Origin of the sequence: Nocardioides sp., assembly GCF_044226765.1 — a bacterium.
In the GTDB taxonomy this organism is placed as follows: Bacteria; Actinomycetota; Actinomycetes; order Propionibacteriales; family Nocardioidaceae; genus Nocardioides.
On sequence record NZ_JBGAGJ010000011.1, the window covers coordinates 77,976 to 96,846 of the forward strand.

Below are 18,871 nucleotides of genomic sequence, written 5' to 3' on the forward strand. Positions count from 1 at the left end.
GTGCTGACCCTCGGCCTCCGGCGTGCCCGCGTCCAGGGAGGGATGCTCGCCGCCGTCGTCGGGCTGATCGCCGCCTCCGCGTGCCTCGTGGGGGTCTGCATCCTGCTGGTGAGCGTGACCCAGGCTCGGGCCTTCGACGCCGAGGTCGAGCGCACGCAGCCCGCGGACGTCGACGTCACCGCCTACCTGGTCGACCTCCCCGGCAGCGAGCTCCAGGACGCTCGGACCCTGGCCACGCGCATCGTCACCGACGACCTGGCCGCGCTGCGCCCCACCGTCACCTCCGACGCCGTGGGCCCGATGCGAGAGCTCGGCCACGACCGGGTCGCCCACCTCGCCACCGACGACGACCTCGCCGCCCGAGCGACGCTGGTCTCCGGACGCTGGCCCCGTGGCTCGAGCCCCGCCCGACCCGAGGCGGTGCTGCCGGCCAGCGCCGCCCGGCAGCTCGGCCTGCGCGTGGGCGACACCCTCTCGCTGGGCGACGAGGTCGGGCTGACTGGCGTGACGAGCGCGGCCGAGCCGGTCACCGTCGTGGTCGTGGGCACGTTCCAGCCGCGCCTGGACGGCCAGTGGGGCACCGATCCCCTGCACGGGCAGGGACACTCCGCCGACTGGCCCATCGGATCGCGCCGGCTCCAGGCGTACGGCCCGGTCGTGGTCGGCGACGACGCGTTCCGCGCCAGCGGCTCCTACGTCACCGGCCTCCGGGTCACCGCGAGCCCGACGCTCTCCCTGGCCGACCGCTCCCGGCTGGACGACGCGGTCGGGGGCCTCGGTCGCGCCTCGACCCTCCTGACCGCCGGCGTCGGGGACCGGGTGCGGATCACGCGGGTGGGGTCGGACCTGCCGAGCACGCTCGCCAGGATCGATGCGCAGCAGGACACGACCCGGTCGACCGTGCTCGTGGTCGTGCTGCTCGGCGCGGCTCTCGCCGTCGTGGCCGCGATCCTCGCCGGCTGGCTCGTCGCGTCACGCCGAGACGACGAGCGCGTCCTGCTCGTGGCCCTGGGGCAGAGCCGACGCCAGCAGCTCACGGCCGCCCTCGCGGAGGCCGGTCTGCTCTCGGCCGCTGCCGCGGTGGTGGCCGTCCCTGCCGCGGCCCTCACCCACGCCGCGCTCACGCACCTGCCGGGCATGCGCGCGGCCGGGCTGGCCCAGCACCCGGTGGTCACGGTCCCGCTGGTCGCCGGCGTGCTGGTCACCAGCATCCTGCTCGCCGGCACCCTCGTCGTCACTGCCCTCGACACGGGCACCGCGACGGACCGGCTCAGTCGGCGCCGGGCGGTCAGGGGCGGGCTCGACGCCCTGCTCGTGGCCGTGGCGGTCGCCTGCTGGTGGCAGGTGCGGTCGCAGCCGACCACGAACGCCGACGCCGTCGTGACGGCCGCGCCGGTGCTCTGCCTGGCCGCGGTCACCGTGCTCGCGACCCGCCTGGTGCCGGTCGCCCTCGGCGCCGCCGCCCGGGCCGCGACCCGCTCGCGGGGCCTGGTCGTGCCGCTCGCGGCCCAGCAGGCCGCGCGACGCCCGCACTCGGGCACGGCGATGGTCGCCATCGCGGCGGCCGTCGCAGCCGGGACGTTCGGGATCGGGTTGCGGGCGACCTGGGAGCAGTCCCAGGACGACCAGGCGGCGCTGCTCCTGGGCACCGACCTGTCCATCGTCCCGGCCGCGACCGCCGGCCAGCGCGCGACGACGGCGGTCGAGGCCGCGGTACGGCGGGGTGCGCTGGACGGCACCGTCTCGCCGGTCGTCGACCGCCCGCTGACGCTCGGCACCTTCGTCGGCCAGGGCGGTGACCCTCCGGTGCTGGTGGGCGTGGACGCCACGCACGCCGAGCAGCTGCTGGCCGGGCGGCTCGGCGGCGGGACCACCTGGGGGCAGGTCGGGGACGAGATCGCCCCGTCGGAGCCGGTGCACGGCCTTCCACTGCGCAAGGACGGCGCGGGCGTCGAGGTCGAGGCGACAGCGCCCGCTCGAGCGGACCTCCAGGTCACCGTGACGGCGGTCCTCCAGGACGCGGCCGGCCTCCGCAGCTCCGTGGCCGCTCTCCCGGTGCCCATGGACGGGCGGTCCCACCGGGTGTCGTGGACCGGCGCGATCACCCGGGGACAGGAGCTGGTCGGCGTACGCCTCGGGCTCGACGGCCCCGGCATCCCCGTGACGACGCCGGCGCCCGTGTCGGTGTCGCTCCGGCTCCCCGGCCGGGCGTCCCCGGCCGACACAGCGACGTGGGCCGTGCTCCCGGCGGGGCCCGAGGACAGCGGGCTGCTGTCCCACGCGGACGTCGCGGTCCGGTCCGTCGCCGCGAGCACCATCGTCCGGACCACGGCCCGGGCGAACCTCGCCTACTTCGGCTACTCGACCAACGAGCTCCTCGTGACCGCCATCCCGGCACCGGCCGCCGTGCCGGTGGCCGTCTCCGAGGACCTGGCCGACGCCGTGGGCGCCCCGGTCGGGGGCCGGTTGACCGCGAGCATCGACACCAAGCGGATCCCGCTCGAGGTGGTGGCCGTCGTGCCCGACGTGCCGTCCGCGCCCGGGCGGCTCGCGGTGCTCGCCGACGTCGACCTGCTGAGCCGCGCGCTCGTCGACGCGGGTGACCTCGACCCCGGCATCGACGCGTGGTGGATCGCCGATCCGTCGCCGCGGACGGTGCGAGCGGCCGAGGAGCTCGGGATCGGCGAGGTCACCACCCGCAGCGAGCTGGCCGCCCAGCTCGCCACCGGGCCCCTGCGGATCGCCCTGCCGACCGCACTGCTGACCCTCGTCGTCGCCGCGGCCCTGCTGCTGCTCCTCAGCGCCGGCCTGCTGCTGGCCAGCGATCGGCACCGGCGTACGACGGAGGTGTCCCGCCTGCGAGCACTGGGACTGTCCTCGCGTGAGGCCCGGCGCGTGCTGGTCACCGAGAACGCCGTGTTCCTCCTCCCGGTGGTGCTCGTCGGCGCGCTGGTCGGTCGGGTGACGGCGTGGGCGCTGAGCCCGGAGCTGATCCGCTCGGAACTCGGCGGCGCGCCGGTCCCGCCGGCCGTCGAGGTGTGGCCCTGGCCGGCCGAGCTGCTGCTGGTGGGCGCGGCGGCGGTCGGCGTCCTGGCGATCGCCACCGCCCTCACCGTCGCGCACGTCCGTCGGGCCGACCCGGCGCGGCCGACACCAGGGGACGCGGCATGATCCGGCGGCCACGCCTGCACGGGCCGACGATCGCCGGGCGGCTGCGCAGCGACGTGCGTCTCCTGGTCCTGATGGGACTGGTCGTCGCGGTCACCACCCTCCTGACCGCGTCGGTCGCACCCGTGGGCGACCGTGCGGCCGACCGCGCGGTCGCGACGGCCGTGCAGGACGCCGGCCTGGACGGCGCCGTGGTCGCCACCCCGCCGCGCGATCCCTACGGCTCGGTCGACATCGCCCGGGACCCCGGCGCGCCCGACCGGGTCCGTGAGACCGCGGACCGGGCGCGGGCCGCCCTGCCGGCCGGTCTGGCCGCGATGCTGGATCCCGGGATCGCCACGGTCACGACGCCGCAGATCCACCTGCTGGACCAGGGCCCCGGCCGCTACCTCGTGCTGACCTACCTCGACACCCCGCAGGGCTCGCCCGCCGTGAGGTACCTGGAGGGACGGGCCCCACGGCCAGGCGCCCCGGCGGACAAGGGTCCCGTCGAGGTGGAGCCGGGGGGCCCGCCGTGGCCGGTCGAGGTGGCCGTCTCCCGCCCGGTGGCGCGGGCGCTCGCGATCGGGCCCGGCGACCGCCTGCCGGGCGAGGACGACCAGCACCAGCCGGTCAGGATCCGGGTCAGTGGCGTCTACGCCGCGACCGATCCGGACGCGGCAGCGTGGCGGCTCTCGCCCGAGCTGCTCGACCCGGCGCGTGGCGATCTCCAGGGTGTCGAGCAGGTCACCGGCGGCGCCCTGGTGACGAGGGAGTCGCTGCCGGACCTGCAGCTCGCCGTACCGTCCAACGAGCTCGCCCGGCACGTCACCTTCCCGACCCGGTCGGCCGTGGTGCGTTGGCGCAGCACCGAGGCGATCACGCGCGAGGTCGCGCACCTCCAGGTGTCCGCGGACGCGACGGCGACCGGCCTCACCTGGGACAGCGCGCTCGGCGCCGTGCTCACCGACGCTCGCGACCAGGTCACGGCGGCCCAGGGCCAGGCGCAGGTCGTCCTGGTCGGACTCGTCACCTGCGCCCTGCTGGTGCTCGCGCTGGCGGCGCAGCTGCTGGTCACCCGCCGGCGCGGCCCGATCGTCGTCGCCCGCGAGCGGGGCGCCTCGCTGGGGGAGGTCGCGGGCGAGCTCCTCGTCGAGTCCGTCCTCGTGGCGGCCGTCGGCACCACGCTCGGGCTCGTCGTCGCGGACCTGCTGGCCGGCGGGGCGGGGTGGGTGTGGGCCGTGCCGGTCACCGTCGTCGCCGTCCTCGCGGCACCGGTGTACGGCGGCGTCGTGGCCGCGCGCTCGACGAGCGTCCGCAGGGCGCCGGCGAACCGGTCGGCCCGGCGGGTGCTCGACCGCTCGCGGCGGGCCCGGAGGCTGGCGGTGGAGGTCACCGTGCTGGTCGCGGCGGCGCTGTCCTTCGCCGCCCTGCGACAGCGCGGCGTCGTCGGGCAGAGCGGGTGGGGAGGCCTGACGGGCGCCGCCGCGGCCACGCTGTGCGCGGTCGCCGGCACCGTGGTCGTGGTCCGGCTGCTGGCGCCGGCGGTGCGGGTCGGCCTGCGGGCGGCGCGCCGCTCGGTGGACGGCGTCGGGCTGCTCGTCGCCGCCCGCCTGAGCCAGACGGCCGGGCGGGTGCTCCCGGTGCTCGCGGTCTCGGTGGCCGTCGCGCAGCTCACGTTCGGCGTCGCGCTGGCCGCGACCGAGCACCAGGGTCAGGAGGCTGGGGCCCTGCTCGCCGTCGGCGGTGACGCGCGCCTGAGGCCGGCTCCGCAGGCGGGCCTGCGGTCAGCGGTCCGCCAGGTCGCCCACGCACCCGGGGTGCAGGCCGCCGCCGCGGGGCTCGTCGACGACGGCGCGCGGCTCGTCTCGGACCGCACGGCGGCGCCGGTGCGGCTGGTGGTCGTCGACGCGGCGGCCTACGAACGGCTCCTCGCGAGCAGCCCGCTGCCCGACGCGCCCCAGATGGCCAGGCTCGGCGGCAGCCGTGCGGACCAGGTGCCGGCGCTGCTGCTCGGAGGCTCGGCCGACCTGCGCGAGCACCCGGTCCTGCAGTGGCGGGACAGCTCGGTGCAGCTCGACGTCGTTGGCACGGCTCCCCGCGTGGAGGCCTCGGCCGCCCCGGTGGTGGTCGTGGACGCCGGTGACCTGGGTCGGGCCGGGGTCCTCGCGACACCCGACACCGTGTGGGCGGTCGGGCCGGGTGCGGGCCCGGCGCTCCGGACGATCGGTGTCGGCGGATCGGTCACGACGTACGCCGACGAGCTGGACGCGCGCCGGCACGACCCGCTCGCCTCCTCGGTGGTCGCTCTCGCCGCCGCGGCGTCCGTGCCGCTCCTGGTCTTCGCCGTCCTCGGCGTGGTCCTCGCTGCCGCCGCCGAGGCCCCGGCCCGCCGCCTGTCGCTCGGACGGCTGCGCTCGCTCGGCCTGGCGGACCGCGACCTGCGCCGCGTGCTGTCCGGTGAGCTCCTGACGACGACGGCTGTCGCAGCCCTCACCGGCCTCGCGCTCGGCCTCGTCAGCGTGCTCGCCACCGCCGGCTCCCTGTCGCTGCAACGGATCACCGGTCAGGCGGTGCCGCCGCAGGTGGTCCTGCCGTGGTGGAGCCTGCTCGCGGCCTGCGCCGTGGTGCTCAGCGCGGGCGTCGTCGCGCTGTCGGAGTGGCGGGGCGTGCGCCGACGGGTCCTGGCCGAGCTGCTGCGCAGCTGAGCAGTTCCCGCTGCGTGGGTCAAGCGTGCTCGTGCCGCACCTCGGTGACGGGCACGTGGAGGTGCTCGAGCCGGTGGGCGAGGTCCTGGTGGAGCAGGGAGCTGAGCCGGTGGGTGGGGACGTCGATGAGGATCTCGTCGACCGGCTCGTCGAACGTCGTCTCCTCGATCGCGTCCATCGGGTCATGACGGACCGACACGGACCCGATCACGGGGCCGCCGGCGTCCGCCTCGACGGTGGGGAGGCTGGCCCTCAGGACCTGCTCGGCCTCGTGCGCCTTGTCGTGCCGCTCGGGATGGAGCAGGTGGACCTCGGCGGCGGCGGGGTTGAGGACGACGAGGCGGAACCTCGCGTCGTGGGTCGCTGCCCGCTGCCGGATCGCCTCGCGCAGCGACGGGCTCGGCTCGGCCGCGTCGGTCACGACGAGGACGCGGTGGACCGGGGCGGGCGGGGTCGGCTCGTGCGTGGTCATCAGCTCTCTCCGTTCAGTCCTGGTCGTTCGCGCGCCGGGCGCCGATGGTCTCGGTCCGGTCGACGCCGGTGAGGGTGAGGTAGACGACCACGGCGGCGATGGCGCCCAGGAAGAGCAGGCTGGTCACGAAGGTCCCGAGACCGAGGCCGCCCTCGGACTTCGGGGAGGCGAGGAAGTCGCCGATGTTCGCGCCGAGCGGCCGGGTCAGGATGTAGGCGACCCAGAACGACAGCACCGGACCGGTCCAGCCGAGCCTCCAGGTGAGGAAGATGGTCGCGATCAGCGCCAGGGGCAGGAGCACGGACTGACCCGGGCCCCAGCCGGTGAGCTCGATCGTCCAGTCACCGACCGCCGTGCCGAGGGCGAAGGTGACCAGGACCGCGGTCCAGTACCACGCCTCGCGCTGGGTGGTGACGATCGTGTGGATCGACAGCGTCCGCTCGCGGTAGTACCAGATGCTGAAGACCACGGCGAGCAGCACGGAGAAGAGGGTCGTGGAGAACCACAGCGGCACGCCGTGCCCGTCGGTCAGGTTGTCGGTCACGAGCGTCCCGAAGACGCTGACCAGGACAACCGTGAGCCAGTACACGCCGGGCACGTAGCGGTCGAGCCGGAACTGGAAGAACAGGGTCACGGCGAAGGCGACCCCGAAGAGGACGGTGGTGTTGGTGAGGCCGAACCCGAGCGTCTCGTTGATGTAGTCGGCGAAGCTCTCCCCGACGGTGGTGCACAGGATCTTGATGATCCAGAAGAACACCGTGACTTCGGGGACCTTGTTGAGCATCACGCGGGCGTTCGTCCGCACGGGTGTGGTCGACATGCCGACGAGGGTGACTGCCCGGGCCTGCCACCTACCTGACTGCAGGCCCGCACGTCAGGACGCTGGATCGCAGCACCTCGCCTGGTGAACGGTGACTAGTCCTTCGCCTGGGGTCCCGAGGAAAGGGGACGGAGGACCGAGGTTGGGGTGGCCTTTCGTCCCTGACACCGGCACCGAGGAGTTCACGACCATGCAGGAAGGTCGAGTTTTCTGAGGTGAGGCACGATGGACGCCGACTCTTCCGCTAAAGGACCCAGCCGCTGTCCTCGGTGCGGGCACGGGCTCGCGGCGGACTTCGAGTTCTGTCCGGGCTGTGGGGCCGAGGCGCCTCGGGCGGTGACGCCTGACCCTGACCCGGGCACCGTGACGGTCCTCGGTTTCGACGCGGAGGCGGACGGTGCGACTGCACCGGAGGCTTCGAGCCGCCGCCGAAACCTCGTCGTCGGCTTCGCGATCGGCGCTGTGAGTCTGGTGGTGACGGGACTGCTGGGCTACGTCCTCTGGGAACGCCATCAAGATGCCACGGTCGTGGCGGTCTTCCGGCCTGCGGACGCTGCGTTCGTGAAGGGGTATTCAGCGATGGTGCAGGCCGGGTCGATCGACGACCTCGCTGACGCCGCGAACCTGGTGCAGGAAGCGAAACCTGCTCTGGAGAAGGCCCGCGAGCAGGCGGGGACACGCGACACAGCGACGGCGGACGCGGTCGACAAGGTGGCGGGTGCCGAGATGGAGGTCGTGGACGCCACCGCTCCGTTGGCGGACCTCGGTGATGACGCGTCGCACTGGGGCGACGATCATCAGGCCCTCGACCAGGCCCTGGAGTCCCTCCGGGCAGTCGAGACCGAACGCGCCGACCTCGTGGGTGACGAACACTGGATGGATGCGGCCTCCCTCGAGTCGCATGTCGAGCAGACCGTCGGCGCCGAGATCGCGGACGAGGCCGACCAGATGCTCGCCGTCACCTTCAGCGACATGCAGGCGGCCGGCACGACCTCGGACCTCCGGGCGATCGGCGCCGGGGCGGTCAGCAGCGTCGCCGGTCTGCGCGCTGCCGAGGAGGGATACGACCCCACGTCTCACGAGGCCTCTCGGCTCGAGCGGCTCGCACAACTGGACGAGGCGGTGGCTGGCCTGACCGCCGTCGACGGTGACCACCTCGACGAGTGGACGTCTGCGCGCGCCGACATCTTGCGCGCCGTCTCCGCGCTCGAGACGACTGACGCCGCGCGCGGCGAGGCAACCGAGGCGGTGAAGTCCGTCGACACCCTAGTCGAGCACGCCCGCTCCGCCCTGCGGACCTGGCACCTGCGCTACGAGCGGACGATCGACAACCGAGCGCGGGACCTTCACATCATCACCAGCTACCGCGCGGCCATGAACCGGCTGCTCGGACGGTACGCCGGCCTGCGACAAGACCTCTCGGTCTGGATCGACCGGGTCGAGGACTCCAGCAACTACGTGACGTGGGACGAGGCCTACCGCGTCCTGTCCGATGCTCAGTGGCAGCGCCAGGCCGTCAGGGACGAGATGTCCGGGTTGACGGTCCCAGGTCGACTCGGCTTCGCGCACAATCAGGTCCTCGCGGTCATCGACGACGGGATCGAAGCGGTCGCCTCGGCGTACGAGGGAGTGTCGGATGCGCAGAGCTGCGGCACCTCGTGCTACTACGCGGACACACCTGGGTGGCAGAGGTTCCAGGCCGAATCGGACCGGATCACCGGTGCCTACGAGGATGCCAGGTCGGCGTGGGCACGAGCGATCGCGCGGGCGGTCGCGCTCACTCAGGCGAGGCAGCCACCGCCGAGGCCAGACGTCTGACCTGCGACGCCCGCGGAAGCCAGTGCCGTCGTCAGTGTCAGCGTCGGCGGAGACGGTCCACTGCTGAGAAGTAGAGGTCACGCGCGGCGAAGCCGGCGCGTGGGCGACGTACCGCTGCGGGACCCGATCAGCGTTGCACCCGTGGGTGACCGGCGGGGTCCAACAGCAGCGGCAACTGGAGGGCTGATGCGGTCACCGGAACCAGGCGTCGCTCGACGCGATGCGGGTCAGCTCGGTCAGATCGAACGGGGGCTGGTCGGCGAGCACCGGCCCCTCCTTGGCGGGCCCGTTGTAGGCCATCACCAGCACGTCCCACCCGTCCGGCCGGAACACGGTCGCCGACCGCTCCGTGGTGCCGCCGTCGACGGCCGGGCTGGTGCCCTGCGAGGCGCTGATCACCGTCCCGCCCGGACCCGGCCGGCACCGATCCTGCGACTGCTCCGCGCACCGCGCGGCCGGGTCCCGCACCCGCCGGCCGGAGACGTAGTCGTCGGGGGTGATCCCGACCCGGACGCCGAAGCCGTTCCAGGTGAAGTCGACCACCGGCGCCGAGTCCGGTCCGGACTTGGGCCCCGGCGGACTGACCTCGCCGGGCGCCAGTGATGCGAAGACTCCCGGGACGTCGGCCGTCGTCACAGCCAGGTCGACCCGCGCCACCCGCCGCGGCTCGGGATCCGAGGTCGCCACGCTGGCCGGGGCCGAGGTGGGCGTCGTTCCGGCCGGATCGACCCCCCGGGTCGAGACGTGGTCGGAGACCGCCAGCTGCCAGGCGCCGATGCCGATCGCGGCGGCAGCCGCGCTGGCGCAGAGCGCGGTGGCGGTGCGGCGTCGCCGCTGCCGCCGTCGGCCGCGCTGGAGCCCACCGGCCACCAGCGCCTCCGTGTCGGGTGCGAGGTCCTCGGTGGCCCGCCGCAGGAGGTCGACCATCTCCCTCTCGTTCATCGCAGGCTCCCTTCGCGCACCCGGGCCAGCGCACGCAGGCTCCGGTTCTTCACGGCCCCCGGGGACAGGTCCAACCGGTCCGCGGTCTCCGCGACCGACAGGTCCTCGAGGTAGCGCAGCACCAGCACGGCCCGGTCGAGCTGGGTCAGCTCGGACAGGGCGTCGCGCAGGCTCATCCGCAGGTCGCTCTCGGCGGTCGGGTCGGTCGTGCCGGACGTCTCCGGCATCTCCGCACGGGGCAGCTCGGTGCTGCTGCGCCGACGCCGGGCGCTGAGGTAGGTCCGCAACAGGGTGCGCTGCGAATAGGCGTACGGCGTGTCGATGCGCCGCCACTTGACGAAGACCTTGGCGAGCGTCTCCTGCACCAGGTCCTCGGCGCGGTGCCGATCACCGCACATCGCCCACGCCTGTCGGTAGAGGTCGCCGGAGCGGGCGAGGGCGAACTCCTCGAAGTCCTCGGTCGCGCTGTGGTCCATCTGTCCTCCGTCCTACCCCTCTAGACGCGACGGGAGCCACCGGAGGTCACGCGACGGCGGCTGCGGGTGAGTTGCCCGCAGGTGTGACCTGGTCGGGGCCCGACGTCGTCGTACCCATGACGGGGCTTCGGCCCACCACCACTGGAGGGATGACCTGAATGAAGACGGCTCCACGCATGCTCGTGGTCCTCGCCATCGGCGCAGGGCTCGCCCTGACCCCGGGCACCGCTCACGCGGAACGTGCCCACGTCGCGGACCGGAGCGCCGACTCCGACTCACGCGCGGTCGACATCACCGGACTCACCGTCACGCACGGCCGCCACCGCGTGCGCGCGGTGGTCTCGATCCCGCGGCTGGAGCCAGGGCGGCTCTCCGACACCGAGCTGCAGCTGCGGCCCCGAGGCAAGAAGTGGGTCTACGGCGTGGACGTCCTGCGCGACCGTCGGGGCACGGTGGCCCGGACGAGCCTCACCTGGCATCCCGCGAACGATCCGATCGAGCCCGCGGTCCTGCGCTGCCACGGGATCCGGGCGTCGCTGCACGCGCGGTCGACGGTCGTGTCGCTCCCCACGTCGTGCCTGACCCGGAGCCGGCCGCACGTGGCTCTCCAGGGCCGGGTCCGCACGGTCGACGGCACCATCGACCTCTCCGGTCCCTACTGGGACGACCAGACCCGCTTCACCCGGTTCCTGCGAGCCGGCCAGGGCGGGTCGACCGCCGAGCACCGGGGGCGGGTGACCGCTCGCGGCGGTCTGGTGGTGCGAGGTCTGCCCACGCCGTTCTCGGCGAGGCAGCAGACCCTGCGCCGGGGGGCGGTCGTGCCGCTCGCGTGCCGGGTGGCCGGGTCCGTGGTGTTCCGCAACGACGACGAGGACGCACCCGCCAGCAACGTCTGGTACCGCCTGGCGGGCCGAGGTCACCGCTGGGTCTCCGGGACCTACGTGCGGCCGACCGGGGCGTCGCCTCGCTACTGCGGGACCGGAAGAACCTATCGGGGCCGGGTCACCACAGCACTCCTGGTGGCACGGGAGGCACCCACGATGCGTGCCAACGCCCACGGCGGTCTGCATCGGGGGTCGCGGGTGACCATCCACTGCAAGCTGCACGGGCAGCGGGTCCGCGGCAACGACCTCTGGTACAACCTGGACCACGGCCTGTGGGTGTCTGCGCGGTTCGTCTCCAACGTCGGACCCGCGCCGGGCTACTGCGTCGGCTGACGCTGCGGGACGACGACGTCCACGCGACAGCCGGGTCGGGAGCGGGCCGTTGCGTCCGAGCGCATCGGCGGCCACGTCGCCTAGGCTCGCGCCATGCTCATGCGCACGCTCGGGGCGCTCGCCCTGGCCACGGCGATCGGCTCGGCCCTGGTGACCGCGGTCGACCCGGCTGCGGTGGCCGCGGGTCCGACCGCGGAGCGGGAGGCCACGAGGGCTCCGCTCCCGACCACCAACCACTTCCTGCGGGCGATCGACGCCGGCCACCCGGCGGCGGCGCGGAAGTATGCGACGAGGGCGCTGGTCCACGAGTACCTGGGCTACCACCGCGACGGGTTCCGGTTCCGCCCGGCCGAGCGGTGCGGGCACCGCAAGGTCCCGGGCTATCCCCGCGGCTGGCAGTGCGGACCCGCCGAGATGACCTACCGGGGCTCGGTCTACGCCCGGGTGTACTTCTACCTCTCCGACCGGCACCCGCAGCGGGTCTCCGGGGCCGGTATCGAGGAGTCGTCGCGGCCCGTGGCCCGGCGTTGACTCGGTGTTCCTGTCTGCCGGCCCGGGGCCGCGGGTCGCGGCACCGAATCTGTCGATGGTCGATCACCGGTCCGGACGAGTCGTGTGCTCCACACCGACCTGGAGGTAGTTCTCAGGCACACGACTCGACAGGCGTGCACCGGTCGGCATCGGCGGGACTGCGCTCGGAACCGCTCGTGGTCAGGACCCGGCGTCAGCCGGCCGCTTGACGTACCACTCGGTGAACTCGCGGCACCGGCCCTCGTCGTCGAAGCGCATCACGAAGCAGTTGTCGTAGACGCGGACCACCGGGCCCTCCGGCCGCTCGCGGTAGCTACTGGTCCCGCGGGCGACGACCACGTCGCCGTCGACGGCGACCGGTGCGTACGACGCGTCGAAGGTGCCCGGCTCGTCCCGGGTCGACGCGCCCTCGTCGTCGCTCTCGCCCAGCCAGGAGGCGACCACCGCGTCGCGGCCGACCACCGGCTCGTCGTACGGGTGGTAGCGGTAGGCGACGTCCTCGGCGAAGAGGGCGGCGACGTCGTCGCGGTCGTAGCTGTGCCAGGCCGCGACGTAGTGGTCGAGCCACTGCTGGGCGGTGGTGTGGTCCATCCGGCCACGGTACGTCGCCGAAACCCGCCGGCCGGGGACTCCCGAGGTGCACGATGGGCGGGTGCGGGCGCTGCGGAAGACGAAGGCCGGTCCAGGACTCGAGCTCGTGGAGGTGCCTGAGCCCGTCTGCGGTGACCGGGACGTGAAGGTCCGGGTGCTGCGCGCGGGTCTCTGCGGCACCGACCTCCACCTGGAGTCCTGGGACGACTGGGCGGCGGCGACCGTGTCCGCGCCGATGACGATCGGGCACGAGTTCTTCGGCGAGGTCGTCGAGGTCGGCGCGGACGTGGAGCACGTCGTGGTCGGTGACCGGGTCTCGGGGGAGGGGCACATCGTCTGCGGCACCTGCCGCAGCTGCCGGGCCGGCCGGCGCCAGCTGTGCATCCACACGATCGGGGTCGGGGTCAATCGCGACGGTGCCTTCGCGGACCTCGTCGTCATCCCCGCGACCAACGCCTGGGTCCAGCCGGCCGACCTGGACCCGGACCTCGGCGCCCTCTTCGACCCGCTGGGCAACGCCACCCACACCGCGCTGCAGTGGCCGATGGTGGGGGAGGACGTCGCGATCACCGGCGCCGGCCCGATCGGGGTGATGGCGACCGCGATCGTCCGGCACGCCGGTGCCCGGCGGATCGCCGTCAGCGACGTGCGCCCCGAGCGGCTCGAGCTCGCCGCGCGCGCCGGCGCGGACCTCACCGTCGACGTGTCCGGCGGGCGGGACCTGGCCTGGGCGCAGCACGAGCTCGGGATGCTCGAGGGCTTCGACATCGGCCTGGAGATGTCCGGGGCGCCCGACGCGGTGCGCGACCTGCTGGACAACCTCAACCACGGGGCGCGGGTCGCGATGCTCGGCCTGCCGCGGTCGCCGTACGAGATCGACTGGGGCAAGGTGATCACCCACATGATCACGTTGCGCGGGATCTACGGCCGGGAGATGTTCGAGACGTGGTACCTGATGGGCTCGATGCTGGCGTCCAGCCCGGCGCTGCGTGCGGCCGTGCAGTCGGTGATCACCTGGCGCGGCCCGGCGGAGGACTGGCAGGAGGCCTTCGCGCACACGCGATCCGGCCTCGGCGGCAAGGCCGTCCTGGATTGGAGCTGAGATGTACGGCGACGTGAAGCAGCAGCTGGCCGACACCCTCGCGGAGATCGAGGCGGCCGGCCTCACCAAGCACGAGCGCGAGATCACCACCCCGCAGGCCGCGCACATCGCGACGACCGCGGGGGAGGCGCTGAACTTCTGCGCCAACAACTACCTGGGGTTCTCCGACCACCCCGACGTCGTGGCGGCCGGCAAGGCCGCGCTCGACACCTGGGGGTTCGGGATGAGCTCGGTGCGCTTCATCTGCGGCACCCAGACCCAGCACACCGAGCTGGAGCGGCGGCTGGCGGAGTTCCTGGGCACCGAGGCGGCGATCCTCTACAGCTCCTGCTTCGACGCCAACGGCGGGCTCTTCGAGGTGCTGTGCGGCGAGGAGGACGCGATCGTCTCCGACGAGCTCAACCACGCCTCGATCATCGACGGCGTGCGGCTGAGCAAGGCGGCGCGCTACCGCTACCGCAACGCCGACATGGCCGACCTGCGCCGCCAGCTGGTGGCCGCGCGCGAGGCCGGTGCGCGGCGGGTGCTCGTCGCGACCGACGGCGTCTTCTCCATGGACGGCAGCTTCGCGCCGCTGCCCGAGATCTGCGACCTCGCCGAGGAGTTCTCCGCGCTGGTGATGGTCGACGACTCCCACGCCGTCGGGTTCGTCGGGCCGGGCGGCCGCGGCACGCCGGAGCTCTTCGGGGTGGTCGACCGGATCGACGTGGTCACCGGCACGCTCGGCAAGGCGCTCGGCGGCGCCTCCGGCGGGTACGTCGCCTCGCACCGCGAGGTCGTCGACCTCCTGCGCCAGCGCTCGCGTCCCTACCTCTTCTCCAACGCCGTCGCCCCCAGCGTCGTCGCGGGCTCGCTCAAGGCGCTCGAGCTCGTCACGACCTCCAGCGCGGCGCGCGACGCCCTCGCGGCCAACAGCGCGCTCTTCCGCAGCCTGATGACCGAGGCGGGGTTCACCCTCCTGCCCGGCAGCCACCCGATCACGCCGGTGATGTTCCCCGGGGAGGACGGCGCCCGGCAGGCCGCCGCGATCTCCGACCACATGCTGCGGCAGGGCGTCTACGTGATCGCGTTCTCCTTCCCGGTGGTGCCGCGCGGCCAGGCCCGCATCCGCGTCCAGCTCTCCGCGGCGCACTCCGAGGACGACGTACGCCGGTGCGCGGACGCGTTCGTGGCGGCCCGGGACGCGCTCGCGTGACCCCGGACGTGACCCCGGACGTGACCCCGGAGGTGACGCGGTCGGCCGAGCTCGCGCTCAACCAGGAGCTGTGGGCGATCATGAACGAGCGCTTCACCGACGCCGCCGCCGACCAGATGTGGGCGCGCGACGAGCCGGTGTGGGGGCTCTTCGCGGTGCCCGAGCGCGAGTTGGGCGTCCTCGGCGACGTCCGAGGGCTGGACGTCGTCGAGCTGGCGTGCGGGACGGCGTACTTCTCCGCGTGGCTGGCCCGGGCGGGCGCCCGGCCGGTGGCGGTGGACGTCTCCTACGAGCAGCTGCGGACCGCCCGCCGGCTCCAGGGCCGGGTCGGTCCGGCGTTCCCGCTGCTGCAGGCGAACGGCGAGCAGGTGCCGTTGCCGGGGGACTCCTTCGACCTCGTGGTGAGCGAGCACGGCGCCGGGGTCTGGTGCGACCCGGAGCTCTGGCTGCCGGAGGCGGCCCGGCTGCTGCGGCCGGGCGGCCGGCTGGTCTTCCTCAACAACAGCCTGCTGTCCGCGCTCTGCGTGCCCGCCGAGAACGGTGTCGCGGGCGAGGCGCTGCTGCGCGGCCAGCGCGAGCTGCGCCGCGTCGCCTGGCCCGGCGGCGGCGTGGAGTTCCATCCCTCCCACGGTGACTGGGTGCGGCTGCTGCGCGCGGCCGGGTTCGTCGTCGAGGCGATGCACGAGATCTACGCGCCGCCGGACGCCGACGAGCACGCGTTCTACGAGATCGTCTCCAAGAGGTGGGCGACCCGGTGGCCGGCCGAGGAGCTCTGGGTGGCGTCGCTCCCGGCGTAGGTCACCAGGCCGGCACCGGAGCGCCCTCGGCCAGCCGCTGCGTCGAGCCGTCCGGCCGCTCGAGCCACAGCTCGCTCGGCGGCAGGCACTCCGCGCGGATCCACATCCGACGGACCGCCTCGGCCAGCTGCGCGTGGTCGTCGAGCCGCCGGCTCACGAACGACTGCACCCGTCGACCCGACCCGTCCCCGATGACCCGCAGTCGCAACCTCATGGCGTCGAGCGTGCGCCGAGCAGCCTGCGACGACGAAGGGAAGCCTGTCCTCGCCGGCCGGGCCGGAGGTCGGGACCGGCCTAGTCCGTTCGTGCCGGTCCGGGCCGCCGGCGGAGCACGACCTTGACCAGCTCCTCGACGACCAGCAACGTCGCGGCCAGCCCGATCGCGATGCACCACTCCGTCAGGTCCAGGCCCGTGGTTTCGAAGATGCGCTCGAGGAACCCGAGGGCAGTGATCGCCACGATGGCGAGGAGCGCGACGCCGTACCGGCGGAGCTGGGTGACCGCGGGCAGCGCGTCCCGGTCGAAGATCGTGCCCACCTGGTCCCTGCTCATGAACGCCGCGACCAGGTGGTAGAGCGACAGGGTCGTCAGCAGCATCGTGGACGCCAGGATCGCGTCGCCGCGATGGTCGCCGATCTGGTAGGCGACCAGGGCGCCGATCGTCATCACTGCGCCCTGGCCACAGAGGCGGAACCAGTTGGTGCGCGACAGCACGGGCGCTTCGACCGGCCGAGGGCGCCGCGACATCAGGCCACGGGCGGGCTCGTCGAAGCCGAGCGCGATGGCCAGCGGGATGTCGACGACCATGTTGAGCCAGAGGATCTGCAACGGGTTCAGCGGCGCTCCGGCGGCGATGCCGAGGATCCCTGCCCCGACGAAGATGGCGATGTAGGCCACGAGGGTCGACATCTGGAAGCGCAGGTACTTCAGGAGGTTGTCGTAGAGCGCTCGCCCGTAGGCGACGGCTCCCACGATCGTCGCGAAGTTGTCGTCGGTCAGGATCATCACGGCGGCTTCCTTCGACACCTCTGTGCCCGTGATGCCCATCGCGACGCCGATGTCGGCCGTCTTGAGTGCCGGAGCGTCGTTCACGCCGTCACCGGTCATCGCGACGACGTTGCCCTTCTCCTTGAGGAGCCGGACCAGCCTGACCTTGTCCTCGGGCGCGACCCGCGCGACGACCCCGATCTCGTCGAGCTCGGTGCGCAGCTGGTCGTCGTCCATCGCGGCGAACTCCGCCCCGGTGACGGCCCGGCCCTCGATCCCGAGCTCGGTCGCGATCGCTGCGGCGGTCGTGGCGTGGTCGCCGGTGATCATCCTGACCCGGATGCCGGCGTCGTGGCACTCCGCGATCGCGGCCTTCGCCTCGGGCCGGGGCGGGTCGACGATGCCGACCATGGCGAGCAGCGTCAGCTCCTGGACCACAGCGATCAGCTCGCCACCCGCCGGGAGCGTGCCCGGCTCGAAGTCGCGCTGGGCCACCACCATGACACGCTCGCCGGCCGCGGCGATCCGGTCGTTGGCCTCGAGCGCGAGGTGCCGGTTGTCGTCGGTGATCGGGACGAGCTCGCCCGACGGGGTGCGCAGGGTCGTCGCCCGGGCGATCAGCACGTCGGGTGCGCCCTTGACGTAGCAGCGGACCACCCGCCGGCCGTCGTCGGCGGTCAGCTCGTGGAAGGTGGCCATGAACTTGTAGTCCGAGTCGAACGGCACCTCGGCGACGCGGGGCAGGGCGGCGCGGGTCTCGGTGATGTCGAGCCCGCCCTTGGCGCCCAGCACGATGAGGGCGCCCTCGGTGGGGTCACCGATCAGGGCATCCCCGTCGAGGACGGCGTCGGCACACAGCACCATCGGCAGCAGGTAGGGGTCCAGGTCGAACCGCTCGCCGCCGACGTGCTTGATCTCGCCCTCGGTGCTGTAGCCCTCGCCCGTGACGGTGAACCGGTGCCGGCCGGGGATGACCAGCTGTCGGGCGGTCATCTTGTTGAGGGTCAGCGTCCCGGTCTTGTCCGAGCAGATCGCGGACGTGGAGCCGAGCGTCTCGACGGCGGGCAGCCTCTTGACGATCGCGTTGCGGCGGGCGATCTCGCGAGTGCCCATCGACAGCAGGGCCGTGACGACCGCCGGGAGGCCGGTCGGGATCGCCGCCACGGCGAGGGCCACCCCGGTGACGAACAGCGTGTCGAAGGACTCGCCCTGCGCGAGGCCGAGCAGGACCACCAGGACCAGGGCGATGCCGGCGATCGTGGCGATGATCCGCGAGAGCGAGTCCAGCTGCCGCTGGAGCGGGGTCCGGCTCGACTCCGTGCTTGCCAGCATGTCGGCGATGTGACCGATCTCGGTGTCCATCCCGGTGGCGGTCACGATCAGCTCACCGCGGCCGCGGGTCACCGACGTGTTCATGTACGCCATGCAGGTGCGGTCACCGAGCGGCACCTCGTCGCCCGGCACGGGATCGGTGGACTTGGCCACCGGCAGGCTCTCGCCCGTCAGGGCGGCCTCCTCGATCTCCAGGGTCGCGGCGAGGACCACCCGTCCGTCCGCCGGCACGCGGTTGCCGGCCTCGACCAGGACCACGTCACCCGGCACGAGCTGCTCGGCGTCGATCTCGACGGCCTGGCCGTCGCGGCGCACCCGGGCCACCGTCCGCATCATCTGGGCGAGGGCCTTGACGCTCTCCTCGGCCTTGGCCTCCTGCCGCAGCCCGATCACGGCGTTGAACACGGTGAGCCCGGCCAGCACGATCGTCGTCCCGGTCTCCCCGGTCACGAGCTGGTTGACCGCTGCCGCCACGAGGAGCACGACCTGCATGAAGTCCTCGTACTGGCGCAGGAACGCGCGCCAACCGGGCTCCTTCGACCCGGTGGCCAGCTGGTTCGGGCCGGTGGCGCTGAGGCGAGAGCTCGCCTCGGCCGCGGTCAACCCTCGGGTGGGATCGACGCCCAGCTCCTCGGCGACCTGCGCGACCTCGATCCCGACGGCGTCGACCATGCTCATGGGGCGAATCTGCGGCAGCGCGCGCGGCCTCACATCACCCGCATCGGGTGGTCCATAC

At 73.5% G+C, this 18,871-nt stretch carries 15 protein-coding genes; 8 read left to right on the forward strand and 7 right to left on the reverse strand.

Annotation, left to right across the window (positions count from 1 at the left end; genetic code table 11):
* Together ACILRH_RS19180 and ACILRH_RS19185 are read left to right on the forward strand one after the other, a co-directional pair.
* Positions 1–3,171: an FtsX-like permease family protein gene (locus ACILRH_RS19180; protein WP_395695669.1), complete on the forward strand. Its 3,171-nt coding sequence runs from the start codon at positions 1–3 to the stop codon at positions 3,169–3,171.
* Positions 3,168–5,855 (forward strand): FtsX-like permease family protein, encoded by a 2,688-nt coding sequence (locus tag ACILRH_RS19185; protein ID WP_395695670.1) that lies wholly within the window; start codon positions 3,168–3,170, stop codon positions 5,853–5,855. The genes ACILRH_RS19180 and ACILRH_RS19185 overlap by 4 nt, the downstream gene beginning before the upstream one ends.
* A gap of 19 nt (positions 5,856–5,874) precedes the next feature.
* Here ACILRH_RS19185 and ACILRH_RS19190 read toward each other — a convergent pair whose 3' ends face one another.
* Together ACILRH_RS19190 and ACILRH_RS19195 are read right to left on the reverse strand one after the other, a co-directional pair.
* Positions 5,875–6,327 (reverse strand): hypothetical protein, encoded by a 453-nt coding sequence (locus ACILRH_RS19190; protein WP_395695671.1) that lies wholly within the window; start codon positions 6,325–6,327, stop codon positions 5,875–5,877.
* 13 nt (positions 6,328–6,340) lie between these two features.
* The gene (locus tag ACILRH_RS19195) at positions 6,341–7,147 is read right to left on the reverse strand and encodes a hypothetical protein (RefSeq protein WP_395695672.1); all 807 of its coding nucleotides are present in this window, start codon (positions 7,145–7,147) and stop codon (positions 6,341–6,343) included.
* Positions 7,148–7,510: 363 nt separating this feature from the next.
* Here ACILRH_RS19195 and ACILRH_RS19200 point away from each other — a divergent pair, with 363 nt between their 5' ends.
* Positions 7,511–8,965, forward strand: a complete 1,455-nt coding sequence (locus tag ACILRH_RS19200) for a hypothetical protein (RefSeq protein WP_395695673.1) — start codon at positions 7,511–7,513, stop codon at positions 8,963–8,965.
* Positions 8,966–9,157: 192 nt separating this feature from the next.
* Here the strand turns inward: ACILRH_RS19200 and ACILRH_RS19205 are convergent, their stop codons facing one another.
* Both ACILRH_RS19205 and ACILRH_RS19210 read right to left on the reverse strand, forming a co-directional pair.
* Complete coding sequence (locus tag ACILRH_RS19205) at positions 9,158–9,907, reverse strand: hypothetical protein (protein WP_395695674.1); 750 nt, start codon at positions 9,905–9,907, stop codon at positions 9,158–9,160.
* Positions 9,904–10,383: a SigE family RNA polymerase sigma factor gene (locus tag ACILRH_RS19210; RefSeq protein WP_395695675.1), complete on the reverse strand. Its 480-nt coding sequence runs from the start codon at positions 10,381–10,383 to the stop codon at positions 9,904–9,906. Before ACILRH_RS19210 ends, ACILRH_RS19205 begins: the two co-directional genes overlap by 4 nt.
* Positions 10,384–10,541: 158 nt before the next feature.
* On the opposite strand from ACILRH_RS19210, the gene ACILRH_RS19215 reads away from it, so the two are divergent.
* Both ACILRH_RS19215 and ACILRH_RS19220 read left to right on the forward strand, forming a co-directional pair.
* Positions 10,542–11,600, forward strand: coding sequence for a hypothetical protein (locus tag ACILRH_RS19215; protein ID WP_395695676.1), 1,059 nt, complete (start codon positions 10,542–10,544; stop codon positions 11,598–11,600).
* Between the two features lie 93 nt (positions 11,601–11,693).
* Positions 11,694–12,131 carry a hypothetical protein gene (locus ACILRH_RS19220; protein WP_395695677.1) on the forward strand — a complete coding sequence of 146 codons (438 nt, stop codon included), beginning with the start codon at positions 11,694–11,696 and terminating at the stop codon, positions 12,129–12,131.
* Positions 12,132–12,311: 180 nt separating this feature from the next.
* Here ACILRH_RS19220 and ACILRH_RS19225 read toward each other — a convergent pair whose 3' ends face one another.
* Positions 12,312–12,722: a nuclear transport factor 2 family protein gene (locus ACILRH_RS19225; protein WP_395695678.1), complete on the reverse strand. Its 411-nt coding sequence runs from the start codon at positions 12,720–12,722 to the stop codon at positions 12,312–12,314.
* 61 nt (positions 12,723–12,783) lie between these two features.
* On the opposite strand from ACILRH_RS19225, the gene tdh reads away from it, so the two are divergent.
* From tdh to ACILRH_RS19240, 3 genes are read left to right on the forward strand one after another with little or no spacing between them, the layout of a single operon-like run.
* Entirely contained in the window at positions 12,784–13,824 is a 1,041-nt protein-coding gene (gene tdh / locus ACILRH_RS19230; protein ID WP_395695679.1) for an L-threonine 3-dehydrogenase, read from the forward strand.
* Position 13,825: 1 nt separating this feature from the next.
* Positions 13,826–15,019 (forward strand): glycine C-acetyltransferase, encoded by a 1,194-nt coding sequence (locus ACILRH_RS19235; protein ID WP_395695680.1) that lies wholly within the window; start codon positions 13,826–13,828, stop codon positions 15,017–15,019.
* Positions 15,016–15,816, forward strand: coding sequence for a class I SAM-dependent methyltransferase (locus ACILRH_RS19240; RefSeq protein ID WP_395695681.1), 801 nt, complete (start codon positions 15,016–15,018; stop codon positions 15,814–15,816). The genes ACILRH_RS19235 and ACILRH_RS19240 overlap by 4 nt, the downstream gene beginning before the upstream one ends.
* A gap of 1 nt (position 15,817) precedes the next feature.
* On the opposite strand, the gene ACILRH_RS19245 is transcribed toward ACILRH_RS19240, so the two are convergent.
* A complete protein-coding gene (locus ACILRH_RS19245; protein ID WP_395695682.1) occupies positions 15,818–16,030 on the reverse strand; it encodes a hypothetical protein in 213 nt (70 codons plus the stop codon).
* Between the two features lie 80 nt (positions 16,031–16,110).
* Positions 16,111–18,813 carry a cation-translocating P-type ATPase gene (locus ACILRH_RS19250; protein ID WP_395695683.1) on the reverse strand — a complete coding sequence of 901 codons (2,703 nt, stop codon included), beginning with the start codon at positions 18,811–18,813 and terminating at the stop codon, positions 16,111–16,113.
* Positions 18,814–18,871 lie beyond the last annotated feature (58 nt).

Coding starts and splice junctions, on each gene's coding strand:
- ACILRH_RS19185 (WP_395695670.1), top strand. CDS start 3,168: ATGATCCGGCGGCCACGCCTGCACGGGCCGACGATCGCCGGGCGGCTG.
- ACILRH_RS19220 (WP_395695677.1), top strand. CDS start 11,694: ATGCTCATGCGCACGCTCGGGGCGCTCGCCCTGGCCACGGCGATCGGC.
- ACILRH_RS19225 (WP_395695678.1), bottom strand. CDS start 12,722: ATGGACCACACCACCGCCCAGCAGTGGCTCGACCACTACGTCGCGGCC.
- ACILRH_RS19190 (WP_395695671.1), bottom strand. CDS start 6,327: ATGACCACGCACGAGCCGACCCCGCCCGCCCCGGTCCACCGCGTCCTC.
- ACILRH_RS19245 (WP_395695682.1), bottom strand. CDS start 16,030: ATGAGGTTGCGACTGCGGGTCATCGGGGACGGGTCGGGTCGACGGGTG.
- ACILRH_RS19210 (WP_395695675.1), bottom strand. CDS start 10,383: ATGGACCACAGCGCGACCGAGGACTTCGAGGAGTTCGCCCTCGCCCGC.
- ACILRH_RS19215 (WP_395695676.1), top strand. CDS start 10,542: ATGAAGACGGCTCCACGCATGCTCGTGGTCCTCGCCATCGGCGCAGGG.
- ACILRH_RS19195 (WP_395695672.1), bottom strand. CDS start 7,147: ATGTCGACCACACCCGTGCGGACGAACGCCCGCGTGATGCTCAACAAG.
- ACILRH_RS19235 (WP_395695680.1), top strand. CDS start 13,826: ATGTACGGCGACGTGAAGCAGCAGCTGGCCGACACCCTCGCGGAGATC.
- ACILRH_RS19250 (WP_395695683.1), bottom strand. CDS start 18,813: ATGAGCATGGTCGACGCCGTCGGGATCGAGGTCGCGCAGGTCGCCGAG.
- ACILRH_RS19205 (WP_395695674.1), bottom strand. CDS start 9,907: ATGAACGAGAGGGAGATGGTCGACCTCCTGCGGCGGGCCACCGAGGAC.